Origin of the sequence: Halomonas eurihalina (genome assembly GCF_008274785.1) — a bacterium.
GTDB lineage: Bacteria > Pseudomonadota > Gammaproteobacteria > Pseudomonadales > Halomonadaceae > Halomonas > Halomonas eurihalina.
Genome location: NZ_VTPU01000022.1, coordinates 29,703 through 48,073 on the forward strand (window position 1 = coordinate 29,703; position 18,371 = coordinate 48,073).

Below are 18,371 nucleotides of genomic sequence, written 5' to 3' on the forward strand. Positions count from 1 at the left end.
AGTATTGAAGACAGTGTCGTGGCTCAGTATGCCATAGCCGGGGCACATGCCTGTCCACTCCGGGTGGCCAAGGATATAATGGGCCACAGACTTTTCCATAAGGAAGGCTGAATGCATTTCCCCACTCTGGAGGACACCATCGGCCATACGCCGCTGGTCCGCCTCACGCGTATCACCGCCGGGCACAACAATACGTTGCTGGCGAAACTCGAGGGTAACAACCCCGCAGGTTCGGTGAAGGACCGGCCGGCGCTGTCGATGCTCGAACAGGCTGAGAAGCGCGGCACCATCACGCCCGGGGACACCCTCGTCGAGGCGACGTCCGGCAATACCGGTATCGCCCTGGCAATGGCCGCCGCCATCAAGGGGTATCGGATGGTGCTGATCATGCCGGAAAGTGCCTCGAGCGAGCGTAAGCAGGCGATGGCCGCTTACGGTGCCAAACTCATCGAGGTCAGCAAGGAAGGGGGCATGGAAGAAGCCCGCGACCTGGCCGAGACGATGATCGCCCGGGGCGAGGGCAAGCCGCTCGATCAGTTCGCCAATCCCGACAACCCACTGGCGCATTACCAGACGACCGCTCCGGAGCTGTGGGAGCAGACCGGTGGCACCATTACCCACTTCGTCAGTTCGATGGGCACTACCGGCACCATCATGGGCGTGTCGCAGCGCCTCAAGGAATACAATCCCGAGGTGGAGATCGTCGGCCTGCAGCCCGAGGATGGCGCGAGTATCGCCGGCATCCGCCGCTGGCCGGAGGCGTACCTGCCGCGCATCTTCGACGCCGCGCGGGTCGACAAGGTGCTGGACATCGGCCAGTACGAGGCCGAGGAGCACATGCGGCGCCTGGCCCGGGAGGAGGGGATCTTTGCCGGCGTGTCTTCGGGAGGTGCCCTGGCTGGCGCGCTGCGCGTCGCTGAAACGGTCGAGAATGCGGTGATTGTCTTCATCGTCTGCGACCGCGGGGATCGCTATCTGTCCACCGGTCTATTCGCTCCGGAGATCTGAGGTGACGGGACTCGGCAAGCGTCGGCCCGCACGGACGCGCTCCGGTGTCTCTGGCTTGCGGGAACGTCGACAGCCTGCGAGCGTCGAGCGCTCCGCCGGCTCAGTAGGCTCCCGTGAGGTCGAGATTCAGGGGCTGGCTCACGATGGCCGTGGTGTGGCGCGGGATCCCGACGGCAAGACCGTCTTCGTCGAAGGCGCGCTGCCCGGCGAGCGTGTCGTGGTCAGCGTGCATCGCAGCCGCAAGCGCTTCGATGAAGCCCATGTGAGCGAGATCATCGTGGCGTCGACCTCGCGTGCCACGCCACCCTGTCGACATTACGGCAGCTGTGGTGGGTGCGATCTGCAGCATCTGTCGCTCGAAGCGCAGCGTGATCACAAGCGTGAGGTGCTGCGCGAGCTGCTGGTGCGACAGGGCATCGAGCTGCCCGGTGCGATATCGCTGCTGGCCGCGGCCGGCGAGGGATACCGTCGCCGCGCCCGGCTCGGTGTGCGCGTCGACAGCAGCGGGCAGGTGCGTCTGGGATTTCGGGCCCGGCACAGCCACCGGCTGGTGGATCTGGACGACTGCCCGGTACTGTTGCCGGCGCTGTCGTCGTTGCTGCGTCCATTGCGTGAGCAGGTCGAAAGCCTCGAAGCGCCGCGCCATGTCGGCCATCTGGAACTGCTGGCCAGCGATGGCGCCGTGACGCTGGTCGTGCGGCAGTTGCGCGAACATGTCGTCGATCAACGCCGCTGGCGGGCGTTCGCCGAGGCGCAGGGGCTGCATCTTGGCGCCTGGCTGGGGCGCGAGTCGCCGCGTTTCGAGTGGCTGACATCCGCACCCGCGCTGCATTGCCGCCTGACGGCGGAGCAAAACACGCTCGTCCTGGGGCTCGAGCCCAGCGACTTCCTGCAGGCCAACGAAGCTGTCAACCAGCGCATGGTCGACACCGCACTGAGCTGGCTGGCGTCGTCGCTGTCGCCAGAGGCACAGGGAACGCGGGTGCTTGATCTATTCGCCGGTATTGGTAACTTCAGTCTACCGCTGGCGACTCAGGGTGCCGAGGTCACGGCGGTGGAGGGTAATGCGGCGATGGTCGAGCGCCTGGCGAGCAACGCCGCGCGCAACCAGGTGGCGGTGACGGCGCGTCAGGCCGATCTCAACGATGCCGACGCCTGCCGGCGATTGCTGGAAACCGCCGCGCCCGAGGTGCTGGTCCTGGACCCGCCACGCAGCGGAGCCGAGACACTGTGCCGCCAACTGGCGGAACGTCCGGTGCCTCGGGTGCTCTACATCTCCTGCGACCCGGCGACCTTGGCCAGGGATGCGGCCCGGCTCGTGTCTGCCGGTTACGTCGTCCGGCGCAGCGCGGTGGCCGATATGTTCGCTCATACCTCACATCTCGAATCCATGCTGCTGCTCGAGCATCCGGACTCGGCGCGGCGGCGGCAAGGAGCGTCAACCGATGGTTAAAGTGCGGGAAGACCAGCCGCTGGACCCCAATGGACGGGTCGATATCGGCCGTTGGGTCGAACGCCTGGAGGAAGACGTCAAGCTGCGCGCGCCCGACGAGATGCGTGCGGCCTGCGATATCGCCCAGCGTCTGGAGCTGGAATCCGAACGCCCTCACAAGGCTTGGCTCAAGGATGGGTCGAGCTTTCGCATGGGGCTCGAGATGGCCGACATCCTGGGTGAACTACGTCTCGATCAGCCGGCGCTGGAGGCCGCTGTGCTGTACCGCGCCGTGCGTGAGCGGCTGATCGGGCTGGAAGAGGTCAAGAAGCGCTTTGGCGAGGAAGTCGCCGGGCTGATATCGGGCGTACTGCAGATGGCGGCGATCAGCACGACCCAGATGCCGACCCAAGGGCTTAGCCAGCACGATCAGCAGGACAATCTGCGCAAGATGTTGGTCAACATGATCGATGACGTGCGGGTGGCACTGATCAAGATCGCCGAACGCACCTGCGCGCTGCGCCAGGTGCGCGATGCACCGCGTGAGAAGCGCCTGCAGGTGGCTCGCGAGGTCTTCGATATCTATGCGCCGTTGTCGCACCGGCTGGGCATCGGGCACCTCAAGTGGGAGCTCGAGGACCTGTCGTTCCGCTACCTGCACGAGGACGACTACAAGGCCATTGCCCGCCAGTTGGCCGAGAAGCGCCTGGATCGCGACCGCTACATCCATGATGTGGTCGAGACGCTGAAGTCGCTGATGGACGCCCAGGGCATCCAGCATCAAGTCGATGGTCGTGCCAAGCACATTTACTCGATCTGGCGGAAGATGAAGCGCAAGCGGATCGACTTCTCCCAGGTCCATGATATCCGCGCGGTGCGCATCCTGGTGCCGGATGTCAGCGACTGCTATGCGGTGCTCGGCATCGTGCATTCGCGTTGGCATCACGTGCCCAACGAATTCGACGATTACATCGCCAATCCCAAGAAGAATGGCTATCAGTCGCTGCACACCGCGGTCTTCGGCCCGGAAGGCAAGGTGCTGGAAATCCAGATACGCACCTTCGCCATGCACGAGGAGGCTGAACTCGGGGTGTGTGCCCACTGGCGTTACAAGGGCCACGATACCAGCGCGCGCAGCGCCAGTTACGAGGAAAAGATCGCCTGGTTGCGCCAGGTGCTGGAGTGGCAGGAGGAGGTCGGCGATTTCGGCGACCTGCGCGAGGGGCTCTCCAGCGATGTGGCGCCGGACCGCATCTACGTCTTCACGCCGGATGGTCATGTCATCGACCTGCCGCGCGTGGCGACGCCCATCGACTTCGCCTATCGAGTGCATACCGAGGTGGGGCATCGCTGTCGTGGCGCCAAGGTCAACGGGCGCATCGTGCCGTTGACCTACCGGTTGCATACCGGCCAGCAGGTCGAGATTCTCACCGCCAGCAAGGGGGGGCCCAGCCGCGACTGGCTCAATCCCAGCCTCGGTTATGTCTGCACCTCACGCGCCCGGGCCAAGATCCAGTCCTGGTTCAAGCATCAGGCGCGGGACCGCAATCTCGAGGAAGGACGGGTGCTCTTCGAGCGAGAGATGAAGCGCCTTGATGTGGAGGACATGGATCTCACCCGGCTGGCCAACAAGGTCAATTACAGTGGCCCCGACGACATGTACGCCGCTCTGGGTGCCGGCGATCTGCGCATTGGCCAGGTTTTGCACCAGGCTCAGCAATTGTTCGGCGAGAGCGACGGTCAGGAGCAGCTCGACAAGCTGCTGGCCAAGCCCCGTCGTTCGGCGGACAAGGGCGACAGTGACATCACCGTGCTGGGGGTTGGCAACCTCAAGACCAGCATGGCCAACTGCTGTCATCCGGTTCCCGGCGAGTCCATCGTTGGTTTCATCACGCAGGGGCGCGGGGTGACCGTGCACCGCCAGGACTGCCCGAACATTCTGCAGCTACGCCTCGATGAGCCCCAGAGGGTGATCGAGGTGGAGTGGGGCGAGCGAGCGCGCACCCAGTACCCGGTGGACATCGAGGTACAGGCATGGGATCGCGCGGGACTGTTGCGTGACGTGACCGCCGTGCTCAGCCATGACCGTGTCAATGTGCTATCGGTCAATACCCTGACCGACACCGACGATGGCATCGCGCGCATGGCCATCACCGTGGAGGTCGATGGCCTGGAAACCCTGGGCCGGTTGTTCTCGCGCATCCAGCAGTTGTCCAATGTCATTGAGGTGCGGCGCCTGCGCTCGGGAGGCAAGGACAAGATCAAGGGTGGCGGCAAACGTGGAGGCAAACACTGATGAGCCGGCAGCGCCACACACTCGACGACCTGCTGACCCTCATGGCGGTGCTGCGCGACCCCGAGCAGGGCTGCCCCTGGGACGTCAAGCAAGACTGGGACAGCATCGTGCCGCATACGCTGGAGGAGGCCTACGAGGTGGCCGATGCCATCGAGCGTCGCGCCTTCGACGAGCTGCCTGGCGAACTCGGCGACCTGCTGTTCCAAGTGATCTACTATAGCCAGTTCGGCGCCGAGCAGGAGCGGTTCGACTTCCACGACGTGGTCGATGTGCTCACCGCCAAGATGCTCAAGCGTCATCCGCACGTCTTCCCGGACGGCACCCTGGCATCGCGCCGCAGGGACGTCAGTGCCGCCGAGGTACAGACCCACCAGGTGCATTCCCGCTGGGAGGCGTTGAAGGCCGAGGAGCGCGATGCCCGCGAGGCTCGTTCAGTACTCGATGACGTGCCGCTGAACCTGCCGGCGCTATCGCGGGCCGCCAAGCTTTCCAAGCGCGCCGCCCGGGTCGGCTTCGACTGGCCCGATACTCGCGGGGTGATCGACAAGCTGCGCGAGGAGCTCGATGAGGTCGCCGAAGCGCTGGATGCGGGGGATCACGCGCACGTCAGGGAGGAGATCGGCGATTTGCTGTTTGCCACCGTTAACCTGGCGCGTACCCTTGATGCCGACCCCGAACGCTGCCTGCGTGCCACCAACGCCAAGTTCGAGCGGCGTTTTCACCATGTGGAATCCGCGCTGGCCGAAGAGGGTGTGCCGCTCGCCGAGGCCGGGCTGTCGAGGATGGAGCGACACTGGCAAGTCGCCAAGCAGCAAGAAACCAGTCAACAAAACGCCAGTCAACAAAAAGCCAAGTAGCAAGCATCCAATCAACACGTCAGGCAACAAGAAACCATGCCAATGCCATCGTCAGAAGGAGAGTCTCGATCATGAGTCACGACCTGCACGAATCACTGCGCGACAATGTCCGAATCCTGGGTGACAGCCTAGGGCGCACCATTGCCGATGACCTGGGGCAGGGGTTCGTCGATCGCATCGAGACGATTCGCGGGCTCGCCAAGCGAGGGCGCCAAGGGGAAGCCGATGGGCGTCGTGAACTGATCGAGTACCTGCGACAACTGCCCGACAGCGAGTTGCTGCCGGTGACGCGGGCCTTCAACCAGTTCCTCAACCTGGCCAACATCGCTGAGCAGCATTATCGCGCGCGTTTCCGCCGGGTCGAGGACTACAAGCCAGGTAGCCAGCCGGTGTTGGGCGAGCTGCTCGAACGTGCCCGCGGCGAAGGCCACTCGCCGCGCAAGCTGGTGGAGAGCCTGGCCAACATGCGCGTGGAGTTGGTGCTCACCGCGCATCCCACCGAGGTCATCCGGCGTACGCTGATCCAGAAATACGACGCCATCGATGATTGCCTGACGGCCATCGAGTCCTCGGCGGACTATCCCGAACGTGGTGCCCGGGCCAAGGGGCGCCTGGAAGAGCTGATCGGCCAGGCCTGGCACACCGACGAGATTCGCCACGAGCGACCCACCCCGGTCGACGAGGCCAAGTGGGGCTTCGCGGTAATCGAGAATTCCCTGTGGCAGGCGGTGCCGGATTTTCATCGCGACCTGGACAACCTGCTGCTCGACACCGCTGGTGAGCGCCTGCCGCTGGATGCCGCGCCGATCCGCTTCGCCTCCTGGATGGGGGGCGATCGCGATGGCAACCCCAACGTCACCTCCAGGGTGACCCGCGAAGTCCTGCTTCTGGGGCGCTGGATGGCCGCCGATCTCTATCTGCGCGATCTCGACCAGCTCAAGACCGAGCTGTCGATGTGGAAGGCCAACAGCGCGCTCAAGGCCGAGGTCGGCGATGTCGCCGAGCCTTACCGTGAGCTGCTCAAGCGGCTGCTGGCTCGGGTCGAGGCGACCCGGGACTGGGCCAAGGCCGAACTCGACGGCAAGAGCTACGATGGCGGCCCGATCATCGAGACCCGGGATCAACTTTATGCGCCGCTGTTGACCTGTTATCGCTCGCTCTGCGACGTGGGGCTGGACACCATTGCCAATGGCGTGCTGCTCGACACCCTGCGCCGGGTGGCGGTATTCGGCGTGACGCTGACCAAGCTCGACCTGCGCCAGGAGGCTGGGCGCCACGAACAGGTCATGGAGGAACTCACCGACGGACTGGGGCTCGGTCACTATCGCGAGTGGGACGAGGAGCAGCGCCAGGAATTCCTGCTTGCCGAGCTGGCCTCGCGTCGGCCCCTGATTCCTCGGCGCTGGGAGTGTTCCGCCGAGAGCCGCGAGGTGCTCGATACCTTCCGGGTGGCGGCCGGCGAACATGCCGAGGCGCTCGGTACCTATATCATCTCGATGGCCGCGCAGCCCTCCGACGTGCTGGCCGTGGCGTTGTTGATGAAGGAAGTCGGCGGTGACGCCAAACTGCCCATCGCGCCGCTGTTCGAGACCCTCGACGATCTCAACCGGGCGGGGGATGTCATCGACCGCTTGCTGGCGCTGCCCGGCTACCGCGAACTGACGGGCGACCGTCAGGAAGTGATGATCGGCTACTCGGACTCGGCCAAGGACGCCGGCCAACTGGCGGCAGCCTGGGCCCAGTATCGCGCCCAGGAGGCCCTGGTCGAGGTATGTCGGCACCACAGCGTCGACCTGACGCTGTTCCACGGCCGGGGCGGCACCGTGGGGCGTGGCGGTGGCCCGGCCCACGCGGCCATTCTCTCGCAGCCCCCCGGCTCGGTGAATGGCAGCCTGAGGGTGACCGAGCAGGGCGAGATGATTCGCTTCAAGTTCGGCCAGCCCGAGATTGCCCTGCGTTCCATGGAGATCTACGCCTGTGCAGTCCTGGAGGCCTCGCTGTTGCCGCCGCCCACCCCGGAACCCGCTTGGCGGGAAGAGATGGACCGCCTGGCGGAAGTGGCGCATGGCACCTATGTGGACGTGGTGCGCGAGGATCCCGACTTCGTGCCTTATTTCCGTTCAGTGACGCCTGAAGGGGCCCTGGGGCGGTTGCCACTCGGTTCGCGGCCGGCCAAGCGCCGTCAGGATGGTGGCGTGGAGACGCTGCGGGCGATTCCCTGGATCTTCGCCTGGACCCAGACTCGCTTGATGCTGCCGGCCTGGCTAGGCAGCGGCGAAGCCTTTGCGAAACGTCTGGAAGACGAGGGCGGCCTGGCGGTGCTTCGCGACATGCGTGATCGCTGGCCCTTCTTCGGTACCTACCTGGAAATGCTGGAGATGCTGCTCGCCAAGGCCGATGTCAGCATCGCCGCCTATTACGAGCATCGCCTGGTGGACGAGCCGGCGCTGGAAGCGCTGGGCGAGCGGTTGCGCGAACGTTTCGGCCGATTGCATCAGGTCGTGCTGGAGATTCTCGATCAGCAGGAACTGCTCGAGAATACGCCGCTGATCCGTCAGGCCGTGGAGGTGCGCAACCCCTATATCGACCCGCTGCATGGTTTGCAGGCCGAGCTGTTGCAGCGTAACCGAGATGCCGACGGCGCCATCAGCGCCGACCTGTCACGGGCCTTGATGGTGACCATGGCCGGCATCGCCGCCGGGCTGCGCAACACCGGCTGATGCCCGAAGGGCCGGGCTGCGTCGCGCCCTGACGGCAAACCGTACGAAAACCCTCCGAGGCATGCCTCGGAGGGTTTGGTGTTTCAGGGCACTCGTCTCTGTCTAGGTTTCCTGCTCCCTCTCCTTGCCCTCTCGTATCGTGGCGTGCGCTTCCCGGTGTTCGTCGCGGTCGGCGTCAGGCGTCTCGTGTTCGTCGGCGCGGGAAGGGCGGTAACAGAGCGTGGTGAGAATCGGGAAATGGTCCGAGCCGAATCCCGGCAGGCGTCGCATGTCGCGTAGCGTGAAGTGTTCGCTGGAGAAGACATGGTCGAGCGGCCAGCGCAGTACCGGATAATGCGCATGGAAGGTGCTGAACATGCCGCGGCCACGACGTGGATCGAGCATGCCGCTGATGCGGCAGAAGAGTCGGGTGGTGCGCGACCAGGCCACGTCGTTGAGATCGCCAGCCACGAGGGTCGGGGCGGGGGCGTCATGGATACGTTTGCCGATCAGCAGGAGTTCGGCGTCACGCCACAGCGACTCCTCGCTTTCGTTGGGTGCCGGCGGGCGGGGGTGCACGGCGTAGAGCTGGATGCTGTCACCGCAGGGTAGCGTGATGCCGGTCGAGATAGACGGAATGTCGTCCTGGATCAGTCGTTCAACGCGCGGCGACACCAGGGGCAGCCGAGAATAGAGGTGCATGCCGTAAAGGTTATCCTGGGGAATGCGAACGGCGTGAGGCCATTGGCTGGCCAGGGCGGCGTCGAGATGCTGTCCCCACCAGTCGTCGGACTCGAGGGTCAGGACAATATCTGGCGAGTGCTGCTGGATAAGCTCGATCAGTCCTTCGGCATTACGGTTGGGCGTCAGCACATTGGCGATCAGCAGGCGTAGGCAGCGTTCGTCGTGGCCGGGCTCGGCACGCTGGACCTGGACGGGCCAGAGGCGTGTCCAGGGCAGGATATAGCAGGCCTGGACCACCAGGGTAACCAGGCTGCTCGACACGATCAGCCAGCGCCAGGGCGCCTCGCTGAAGGGAGCGAACAGTAGTGTCAGCAGCGCCAGTGTGGCGATCTGCAGGCGCGGAAATTCGCAGCTGCGTATCCACCACCAGTGAAACGGCAGGCGAGCCAGGATCGTGATGCCCAGGAGCAGGATAGCGAGAGTCGCGATGACGATGGACAGCATGGCTCGTCCTCCATGTCGATGCCAGCGGGTGCCCAGCGGAGCATACCCCGGATATCACGGCGATGGGAGAGCCGCCGAGTTGACGGTTGTCGTTATTTGCTGTCGTTACTCGCTGTCGTTGAAGTCATTCTATGTCATTGCAGTCGCTGTTGTTGCTGTTACTAAAGCACCTTGCGCCGCAGCAGGCTGGTCAATGCTTCACCGATCAATACCAGGGCGATGATCGCGACGAGAATGGTGGCCACGGTGGGCCAGGCAAAGGTGTCGATGGCGCCCTGGAGGATCACGCCGATGCCGCCGGCGCCGACCAGGCCAAGTACCGTGGACTCGCGGATGTTGATGTCCCAGCGCAAGATGAGGATGGCGAAGAAGGCCGGCATGACCTGGGGCACCACCGCGTAGACGATGATCTTGGCCTTGGAGGCGCCGGTGGCTTCCATCGCTTCCACCGGGCGGCGGTCGATCTCCTCGATGGCCTCGCCCATCAGCTTGCCGATGAATCCCACTGAGCGAAACATGATGGCGAGAATGCCGGCCAGCACGCCGGGGCCGAAGATGGCCACGAACAGCAAGGCCCAGATAATGGTGTTGACGGAGCGGCTGGCCACCAGGATGAAGCGGCCGAGCCACAGGCAGGCGCGATTGGGGGTCGTGTTCTGGGCCGCAATATAGGAGACCGGCAAGGCGATGAACACGGTCAGCATGGTGGCCAGGGTCGCGATGTGTACGGTTTCCAGCATGGCCGCGACGATCGCGCCAAGACGTGTCGGGTCGGGGGGCCACATGCGTGCCCCCAGGTTCGAGATCTGGTTCGGAGCATCCCAGACCCAGGGCCAGAAGATGTCGATGTCATGGACTGCCCAGACCACTGCCATCGTCACGGCCAGGACAACGGCATAGTGGATCAGTCGCTGGCGGCGATCATAGCGGCGCCATATACGGTCGGCGGGGCGCTCTGCTTGTTCTTCTACCATAGACGTTTCCTCACCCAGCCACTGATGCCTTCACTGACCAGAATCACGGCGATGATGACCAGCAGGATGGCGAAGGCGAAATCGTAGTCGTAGCGCCCGAAGGCATTCATCAAGGTGCTGCCGATACCGCCGGCGCCGACGATACCGACCACGGCGGAGGCGCGCAGGTTGCTGTCGAGTTGATACATCGACAGTCCCACCTGGCGGGGCAGAATCTGCGGAAAGACGGCATAGATCAGAGTGGCGAGATAGCCGGCCCCGGCGGCTCGAATGGCTTCCACCTGCCCCCAGTCGATCTCCTCGATTTCCTCGGCGAGCAGTTTGCCGACGAAACCGATGGAGTAGAGCGTCAAGGTCAGAATGCCGGCGAGAGGGCCGAAGCCCACGGCAGCGACGAACAGGATTGCCACGATCACCGGATGGAAGCTGCGCGACACGATGATCACCGCCCGGCCCAGCAGGTAGACGGGCAACGGGGCGATATTGCGCGCCGCCATGATGGCGAAGGGGATCGATAGGGCGACCCCGAGCAGGGTGGCCAGGATAGCGATCTGCAAGCTCTCGATGAAACCGGTCAACAACAGGTCGACCCGCGAGAAATTCGGCGGAAAGCCGCCACCGAAGATGCGTGCGGAACGCGGCAGGCCTTCGGCGATGCGTTGCCAGTTGAATGGCAGGGTGGCGAAGGCCCAGACGAGGTAGGTCGCGGTAACGGCAAGGATGCCGTAGCGCAACAGCGGGTTGGCGATGAACGGAGGCTTGCGCCAAGTACGTGGCGTGTCAGAACGGTTCATGGGGCGCCTCGTGCTTGCGTGTTGCCGCTGGCGGGGCAGGAGGCTCGTCCTGCGCGGCCTCGATGCCGCCATATATGGCGTCGAGAGCATCGCTGGTGAAATCGGCCGGCCGACCATCGAAGATCATCTTGCCATGGCGGAGACCGACGATGCGTTCGGTATAGGTCTTGGCCTGTGAGACGTTGTGAATGTTGATCAGGACCGGCAGTGACAACTCGCTGGCCAGGCTCTGCAGCAGCATCATGATCTGTTCGGAGGTGCGTGGGTCGAGCGAGGCGGTAGGCTCGTCGGCCAGCAGTACCTCGGGCTCCTGCATCAGGGCGCGGACCACGCCGACGCGTTGACGTTCACCACCGGAGAGTTCATCGGCGCGTTTGTTGGCATAGTGGGCAATGTCGACCCTTTCCATGAGCTGGAAGGCTCGTTCGATATCCGCTTGAGGGTAGCGTCGAGTCACGGCCTGGAAGAGGCTCACGTAGCCCAGGCGACCGGCGAGCACGTTCTCCATCACGCTTAGGCGATCGATGAGGTTGAAGCCCTGGAAGACCATGCCGATGCGGCGCCGAGCGCGCCTGAGTTCGGCGCCCTTCAGGCCGACCAACTCATGGCCGTTGAGCTTGATCGAGCCGGATGTCGGTTCGACGAGGCGATTGATACAGCGCAGCATGGTGCTCTTGCCGGCACCGGACGCGCCGACGATGGCAACCACGCTGTTGCCTTCAACCGTCAGGTCCAGGCCGGTGAGCACCGGGTCGTCCTGACCGTAGCGTTTGGTCAGTTGGGAAATCTCGAGCATGGCAGTATCCGACCGGGAAGGCGCAAGAAGTAAAGTGGGCGGCTCTGGCGAACCGCCCTGGGTGTCAATCGAGCAGGCTCACTGCAGGTTGTCGGGGGTATACTCGACACCGTTGGAAGCCTGAATGGTGCGTATCACCTTCCAGTGGTCCTGATAGTTGATCGGGATGAACTTCTCTACGCCCTCGAATTCTTCGCCGAGTTCGGTGCCCTTGAAATCGAAGCTGAAAAAGGCCTCCTTGATCTTGTCGACGAGATCGGGATGCAGATTGTGGGCGTAGGTATAGGAGGTGGTCGGGAAGCGGTCGGATTCGTAGATGATCTTCACGTCATTAGGGTCGTAGAGGCCCCGGTCGGCCATGCGCTCGACCACCTCAGAAGCCACAGGCGCGGCGTCGTAGTCCTGTGCGACCACGCCGAGCATCGACTGGTCGTGGCTGCCGGAATAGAGAACCTCGTAGTCCTCATCCGGGACGATGCCGAGCTCGGGGAACAGGGCGCGCGGTGCCTGATTGCCGGAGTTGGATGTCGGCGAGGTATGTGCCACGCGCTTGCCCTTGAGATCGGTGATCTCGTCGATGCCCGAGTCGACATGGGTATAGAGCTGCAGGGTATAACCGAACTGCCCGTCGTCGGAGCCCATCAGGGCGAAGGGCACAGCACCCGCCAGATTGACCGCGAAAGGCGTAGGGCCAGTGGAGAAGCCGGCAACGTGCAGGCGCCCGCTGCGCATCGCCTCGACCTGGGCCGAGTTGGACTGGACGGCGAAGAAGCGTACGTCGCGCCCTGTTACATCTTCCAGGTGCTCGATGAAGGGTTGCCAGATGTCCGAATAGATCGCCGGATCCTCGACCGGGGTATAGGCGAAAATCAACGTCTCGGGATTGGTCCATTCGGACTCGTCTTCTGGCCGGTCGGCGACCAGATCGCCGTCCCTGTCGCAGTAGATGGCATCCAGGTCGCCGCGGGGACAGTCTTCCTGGGCCATGGCAGGCCCCATGACCAGAAGAAGTGGCAGCAGGGCGGATGCGGCCAGCCGTGGCCGGACCGCAGAAGCGGGGAAGTATCGCATGGCGTACCTCGATGTTTGTTGTTATAAAAAAAGAATGCTTTTTTCGAAAATTGACATGAATGTCTCTTTTCGAAAGCCTCTTCTGCAATCTAGGGTTTGTTTCAGTTCGATGTCAAACACTTTACCGTTGGATCCGCTGAGCTGCCGCAATCGCTTCCTGGTGATGCGCCATGGTCACAGCGAAGCCAATCAACACGGCTGCATTGTCAGCTCTCCGGCACGGGGCATTGACTCATTCGGGCTGTCGGCCCGGGGGCGCAAAGAGATAAGCGAGGCCTTGGTCGCCTGGCGCTGGGCCAGGCCGACGCGGATCGTGCATTCCGATTTTTTGCGCACGACCCAGACGGCGATGCGTGTGGCGGAACACTTCGGCGTTGCCACGAGCATGGATACCGGTCTGCGCGAACGCGAGTTCGGCGAGCTCGAAGGTGAGCAGGATGCCCGCTATGCGGATGTTTGGGCCTGGGATGCCGTCGATGCGAGCCATCAACGATTCGGCGTCGAGCCCGTCGATGCGGTTGCCGAACGCATGGTCGCGGTCATGCAAGGTCTGGAGAAGCGTTACGAGGGGGAAGTGGTGTTGCTGGTGAGCCATGGCGATCCGTTGCAGATCCTGCTGAGCGCCCTGGCCGGTGTCGACCTGCGCCACCACCGCGACCGACCGCCGTTGCAGCCCGCCGAGGTGGTGGCGTTGTTCGAGTGACTATCATGGCGTGGCAACACGCCGTACCTAGGCGCTGTCTGAAAAGTCGACGAGCGATGACCAGGCAAGGCAAAAATTGTCGAAAGTCCGGAGTTTACGAGCGGTAAATGAGGCTCTTGAGATAATTTTTAACGCTGTATGGTCGAGTGCAAGCACTTTTCGGACAGTGCCTACGAGACATTGCACAAGGCTACGGTGGATCGGCTTTGCGACAAGTATTCCGTCAAGCGTTGCCGTTGGGCGGCCGTCAGCCGCAACCCCAGCTTGGTGCGTCGCCACAGGATGTCCTCGGCGCTGCACGCCCATTCATGTTCCACAAGGTAGTCGACTTCGGCGGCAGTCAGGCCGGCACCGAATGACTCGCCGAGGTCTTCGGCGCGACGCGCTCCGTTCAGAAATGCCAGACACAGGGTGCCGTAGCTGCGCGCGAAGCGCTGCGCCTGGGCCGGTCCGAGGAAGGGGAAGTCGGCTTCCAGTTGCGCAGCGAAGCTTTCCTGATCGCCGATATCACCACCGGGGAGCGCGCTGTTTGCCGTCCAACGCTCACCCATTCCGGGCAGGTGGGGAGATAGGGCGTCGAGAGCGGCTTCGGCGAGTTTGCGGTAGGTGGTGATCTTGCCACCGAACACCGACAGCAATGGCGCACCGGTGGTGTCGTCCAGATCCAGCGTATAGTCGCGAGTCATGGCGGAGGGGTCCGCCGATTCGTCGTCGCACAGCGGGCGTACGCCGGAGAAGGTGCGCAGGACATCCTGGCGCGTCAGAGGCGTAGTGAAGTGCTCGTTGACGACGTCGAGCAGATAGTCGATCTCTTCCTCGCTGGCCTCGACGCGCGACGGGTCGCCTTGATAACGACGATCGGTCGTGCCGATCAAGCTGAAGTCTTCCTCGTAGGGCAGGACGAAGACGATGCGCTGGTCGGTGTTCTGCAGGATGAAGGCCCGTTCGTCGGCGTTGCGGCGCGGTACGACCAGGTGACTGCCCTGGATCATGCGCACGCCGTAACGCGAAACACGACCTGCTTGACCGCGCACTACGCCATCGACCCAGGGGCCTGCTGCATTGACCAGTGTCCGGGCACGGCGGGTGAAGCGTCGACCGTTGTCGCCGTCTTCCAGCTCGATTTCCCAATGATCTCCATGATCATGTGCCGCCACACAGCGTGTTCTGACCATGATGTCGGCGCCATGTTGCCTGGCGTGCATGGCATTGAGCACCACCAGGCGGGCGTCATCGACCCAACAGTCCGAATATTCGAAGCCGCGTCGGATGTCCGGTTTCAGGCCCAATGATGATAGGCGGATACCCCGGGAGCCGGAGAGCCGCTGGCGTTTGCCGAGGTGGTCGTAGAGGAACAGGCCGGCACGCAGCATCCATGCTGGCCGCAGATGCGCGCGATGCGGCAGTATGAAGCGCAGGGGGCGGATGATGTGCGGTGCCTTGGCGAGCAGAACCTCGCGTTCGCGCAGGGCTTCCCGGACGAGCCGGAACTCGTGGTGTTCCAGATAGCGCAGGCCGCCATGGATCAGCTTGCTGCTGGCCGAGGAGGTGGCGCTGGCCAGGTCGGCCTGTTCGCATAGCGCGACCGAGAGGCCGCGGCCGCTGGCATCGGCCGCAATGCCGGTGCCATTGATGCCGCCGCCGATGACGAAAAGATCCAGGATGTCGTCCGTGGAAGTGCCCATCGCACAAGCTCCGACCGGCGAGCCGCCGGGTTCATAGGTGAACATGATGTGTTTGAAAGCGAAAATATAGCAATCGAAAACGAACATCAAGTCGGCCCGTTCCAGCAGGCGAGCGAGACGAGGGCGAGGGAGGCTGTCGATGGGCGATGATGCGAAGGGCGCGCCGCCGCCGGCGAGCGCCACGGAAATGAGGAGTCAGGCTAGGTAGAGTGTCACGTCGTGCTGCTTCAACAGTCGCTTGATGCTTGCCGGAGGCTCGCGGTCGGTGAACAGGGCATTGAGCTGAGAAAGGTTGCCCTGGCGGACCACGGGATTGCGCTGGAACTTGGAATGATCGGCGGCCAGGAAGACTTGCCGGGAATTGTGGATGATCGCCTGGGCGACGCGCACTTCCTGGTAGTCGAACTCGAGCAACGAGCCATCTTCGTCGATGCCACTGATACCGATGATGCCGAAATCGACCTTGAACTGGTTGATGAAGTCGATGGTGGCCTCGCCGATAATGCCACCATCCCGGGAGCGTATCTGGCCGCCGGCGATGATGACGTTGAAGTCCTCCTTGTGCTGCAGGATGGCCGCGACATTGAGGTTGTTGGTGATGACCTCCAGGCCGTGATGATGCAATAGAGCCTCGGCGATGACCTCGTTGCTGGTGCCGATGTTGATGAACAGCGAGGCATGGTCGGGGATCTGCCGGGCGAGAAGGGCAGCGATGCGTTGCTTGGCTTCCAGGTTCAGTGTCTTGCGGGTCGAGTAGGCGGTGTTGACCGTACTCGATTCGAGCCCGGCGCCGCCATGGACGCGGCGAATGCGGCCTTCGCTCGAGAGTTGGTTGAGGTCCCGACGTATGGTCTGCGGGGTAACTGCGAAGTGCTCGGTGAGCTGCTCGATGCTGGCATAGCCCTGGCGTCCTACCAGTTCGAGAATACTAGCCTGGCGTTGTTGTTGATTCATGGCGACTCCTTGATGTCGACGATTCTACTGTATCGGTGGCGGCGATGCAGCGAGTCGCCGGTATACGCCGAAGGTCGTAGGGATGACGGGCTTTCTTCAATTGAGTGGCCGGGATCACTGGAGTAGGCTTTGTGATCGCAAACGAACATTGCCGTTGCAAAACGAAATTGGCCGATCTGGAGGCGCGGAAGGGTGCGCTTCTCACAACGACAGGACGCTTTCATGGCTTCTCATCTGCTCGCCATCGATCAGGGCACCACCAGTTCCCGCGCCATTCTCTTCGATCGCGAGGGACATGTCGTCACTACCGCTCAGCGTGAGTTTCCGCAGCAGTTTCCCGAGGATGGTTGGGTCGAGCACGATCCCGAGGCGCTTTGGGAGACGGTAGTCGATACCTGTCGAGAGGCCATCGCAAGCATGGATATCTCCATCGACGATATCGTCGGTATCGGCATCACCAACCAGCGAGAAACCACTCTGGTATGGGATCGTGCTACTGGCAAGCCCCTGTACAATGCCATCGTCTGGCAGGACAGGCGCACCGCTGATGTCTGCGAGCGGCTGCGCGAGGAGGGGCATACCGAGGTGGTGCAGTCGCGCACCGGTTTGTTGATCGATCCCTACTTCTCGGCCACCAAGCTGGCCTGGATTCTGGATAACGTAGCCGGGGCCCGGGAGCGCGCCGAGCGAGGCGAGCTGGCCTTCGGTACCGTCGATACTTTTCTCATCTGGCGCTTGACCGGTGGGCGTGTGCACGCCACGGACGCCACCAATGCGTCGCGCACCGCCTTGTTCAATATCCATGAGCAGCGCTGGGATCCGTCATTGCTCGAACTCTTTGGCATTCCCGAAAGCTTGCTGCCGGAGGTCAAGGATTCCAGTGACGATTTCGGTCATGCCGATGCCGAATGGCTGGGGAGCGAACTGCCCATCGCGGGAGTCGCGGGCGATCAGCAGGCGGCGCTGGTCGGGCAGGCCTGCTTTTCCCCCGGTATGGGCAAGAGCACTTATGGCACTGGATGCTTCATGATCGTCAATACCGGCCATGAGGCGGGTGTGTCGCGCAATCGGCTGCTGACGACGGTGGGGTATCGGTTGAATGGTGTGACGACCTACGCCATGGAAGGCAGCATCTTCGTTGCCGGGGCCACCGTTCAGTGGCTGCGCGACGGCCTGCAGCTGTTCGCCGACGCCGCCGAGACCGAGGCCCTGGCGCGCAAGACGCGTCGTGGGCACAGTGTCTACCTGGTACCGGCCTTCACCGGCCTGGGAGCACCGTATTGGGACCCCAAGGCGCGCGGCGCGATCTTCGGGCTGACTAGGGATACCGGCATCGCTGAAATCGTCGCTGCCGGCCTGCAGGCGGTCTGCTACCAGACTCGAGACCTGCAGGTTTGCATCAATGACGACATGACGGCCGCGCCCGGCACCCTGAGGGTTGACGGTGGCATGGTGGCCAACAATTGGGTGATGCAGTTTCTTGCCGACATGCTCGGTGTGCGGGTCGATCGCCCCACGATTCTGGAGACCACGGCCCTGGGGGCTGCCTACCTGGCTGGGTTGCGGCTTGGCTGGTATCGGGACCTCGAGGAAATTGCCGATCTGTGGCGCTGCGAGCGTAGCTTCGAGCCGACGATGCCTGAAGAGGAGCGGAGCCAGCTTTACGCCGGTTGGCTGGAAGCGGTGGGCAGGGTACGCTCGGCGCCCGCGGAGCATGACTCAAGTCACTGATCCCCGGGCCCTTGCGGGGGGCTGTTCGTGCCGATCAGGGGTTGCATTTTGGCTCGGGATGGGTAGAATACGCATCCGTTGTCGAGGCGAACATTGCCTGGGACGTAGGACCATAGCTCAGTTGGTTAGAGCGCCACGTTGACATCGTGGAGGTCGGCGGTTCAAATCCGCCTGGTCCTACCA

14 protein-coding genes and 1 tRNA gene are annotated in these 18,371 nt (G+C 63.3%); 8 read left to right on the top strand and 7 right to left on the bottom strand.

Translation table 11 applies throughout. The annotated features are described in order from the left end of the window. Positions 1-111 precede the first annotated feature (111 nt). The 5 genes from cysM (at position 112) to ppc (ending at position 8,313) form a co-directional block, all read left to right on the top strand. A complete protein-coding gene (gene cysM, locus FZZ93_RS16605) occupies positions 112-1,008 on the top strand; it encodes a cysteine synthase CysM (protein ID WP_149323416.1) in 897 nt (298 codons plus the stop codon). Between the two features lies 1 nt (position 1,009). After that, positions 1,010-2,461 (top strand): TRAM domain-containing protein, encoded by a 1,452-nt coding sequence (locus tag FZZ93_RS16610; protein WP_149323417.1) that lies wholly within the window; start codon positions 1,010-1,012, stop codon positions 2,459-2,461. After that, on the top strand, positions 2,454-4,736 hold the full coding sequence (relA, locus tag FZZ93_RS16615) for a GTP diphosphokinase (RefSeq protein ID WP_149323418.1): 2,283 nt from the start codon (positions 2,454-2,456) through the stop codon (positions 4,734-4,736). The genes FZZ93_RS16610 and relA overlap by 8 nt, the downstream gene beginning before the upstream one ends. Beyond that, on the top strand, positions 4,736-5,593 hold the full coding sequence (gene mazG, locus FZZ93_RS16620) for a nucleoside triphosphate pyrophosphohydrolase (RefSeq protein WP_149323419.1): 858 nt from the start codon (positions 4,736-4,738) through the stop codon (positions 5,591-5,593). The genes relA and mazG overlap by 1 nt, the downstream gene beginning before the upstream one ends. Positions 5,594-5,664: 71 nt before the next feature. Further along, positions 5,665-8,313 carry a phosphoenolpyruvate carboxylase gene (gene ppc / locus FZZ93_RS16625; protein ID WP_149323420.1) on the top strand — a complete coding sequence of 883 codons (2,649 nt, stop codon included), beginning with the start codon at positions 5,665-5,667 and terminating at the stop codon, positions 8,311-8,313. A 102-nt stretch (positions 8,314-8,415) separates the two neighbouring features. Here ppc and FZZ93_RS16630 read toward each other — a convergent pair whose 3' ends face one another. The 5 genes from FZZ93_RS16630 to phnD form a co-directional block, all read right to left on the bottom strand. Beyond that, positions 8,416-9,480: an endonuclease/exonuclease/phosphatase family protein gene (locus tag FZZ93_RS16630; protein WP_149323421.1), complete on the bottom strand. Its 1,065-nt coding sequence runs from the start codon at positions 9,478-9,480 to the stop codon at positions 8,416-8,418. Between the two features lie 161 nt (positions 9,481-9,641). Next, entirely contained in the window at positions 9,642-10,454 is an 813-nt protein-coding gene (gene phnE / locus FZZ93_RS16635) for a phosphonate ABC transporter, permease protein PhnE (RefSeq protein ID WP_149323422.1), read from the bottom strand. Further along, positions 10,448-11,248, bottom strand: coding sequence for a phosphonate ABC transporter, permease protein PhnE (phnE, locus tag FZZ93_RS16640; protein ID WP_149323423.1), 801 nt, complete (start codon positions 11,246-11,248; stop codon positions 10,448-10,450). Before phnE (FZZ93_RS16640) ends, phnE (FZZ93_RS16635) begins: the two co-directional genes overlap by 7 nt. After that, positions 11,235-12,044 (bottom strand): phosphonate ABC transporter ATP-binding protein, encoded by an 810-nt coding sequence (gene phnC, locus FZZ93_RS16645; protein ID WP_149323424.1) that lies wholly within the window; start codon positions 12,042-12,044, stop codon positions 11,235-11,237. Before phnC ends, phnE (FZZ93_RS16640) begins: the two co-directional genes overlap by 14 nt. Positions 12,045-12,122: 78 nt before the next feature. Then, complete coding sequence (phnD, locus tag FZZ93_RS16650) at positions 12,123-13,115, bottom strand: phosphate/phosphite/phosphonate ABC transporter substrate-binding protein (protein WP_149323425.1); 993 nt, start codon at positions 13,113-13,115, stop codon at positions 12,123-12,125. On the opposite strand from phnD, the gene FZZ93_RS16655 reads away from it, so the two are divergent. After that, positions 13,114-13,818 (top strand): histidine phosphatase family protein, encoded by a 705-nt coding sequence (locus FZZ93_RS16655; RefSeq protein WP_309676417.1) that lies wholly within the window; start codon positions 13,114-13,116, stop codon positions 13,816-13,818. The genes phnD and FZZ93_RS16655 overlap by 2 nt on opposite strands. Before the next feature lie 170 nt (positions 13,819-13,988). On the opposite strand, the gene glpD is transcribed toward FZZ93_RS16655, so the two are convergent. Both glpD and FZZ93_RS16665 read right to left on the bottom strand, forming a co-directional pair. Then, positions 13,989-15,503, bottom strand: coding sequence for a glycerol-3-phosphate dehydrogenase (gene glpD / locus FZZ93_RS16660; protein ID WP_149323426.1), 1,515 nt, complete (start codon positions 15,501-15,503; stop codon positions 13,989-13,991). Positions 15,504-15,698: 195 nt separating this feature from the next. Next, on the bottom strand, positions 15,699-16,457 hold the full coding sequence (locus FZZ93_RS16665) for a DeoR/GlpR family transcriptional regulator (protein ID WP_149323427.1): 759 nt from the start codon (positions 16,455-16,457) through the stop codon (positions 15,699-15,701). Between the two features lie 222 nt (positions 16,458-16,679). Here FZZ93_RS16665 and glpK point away from each other — a divergent pair, with 222 nt between their 5' ends. Both glpK and FZZ93_RS16675 read left to right on the top strand, forming a co-directional pair. Next, the gene (gene glpK, locus FZZ93_RS16670) at positions 16,680-18,188 is read left to right on the top strand and encodes a glycerol kinase GlpK (RefSeq protein WP_149323428.1); all 1,509 of its coding nucleotides are present in this window, start codon (positions 16,680-16,682) and stop codon (positions 18,186-18,188) included. A gap of 106 nt (positions 18,189-18,294) precedes the next feature. After that, positions 18,295-18,371, top strand: a tRNA-Val gene (locus tag FZZ93_RS16675).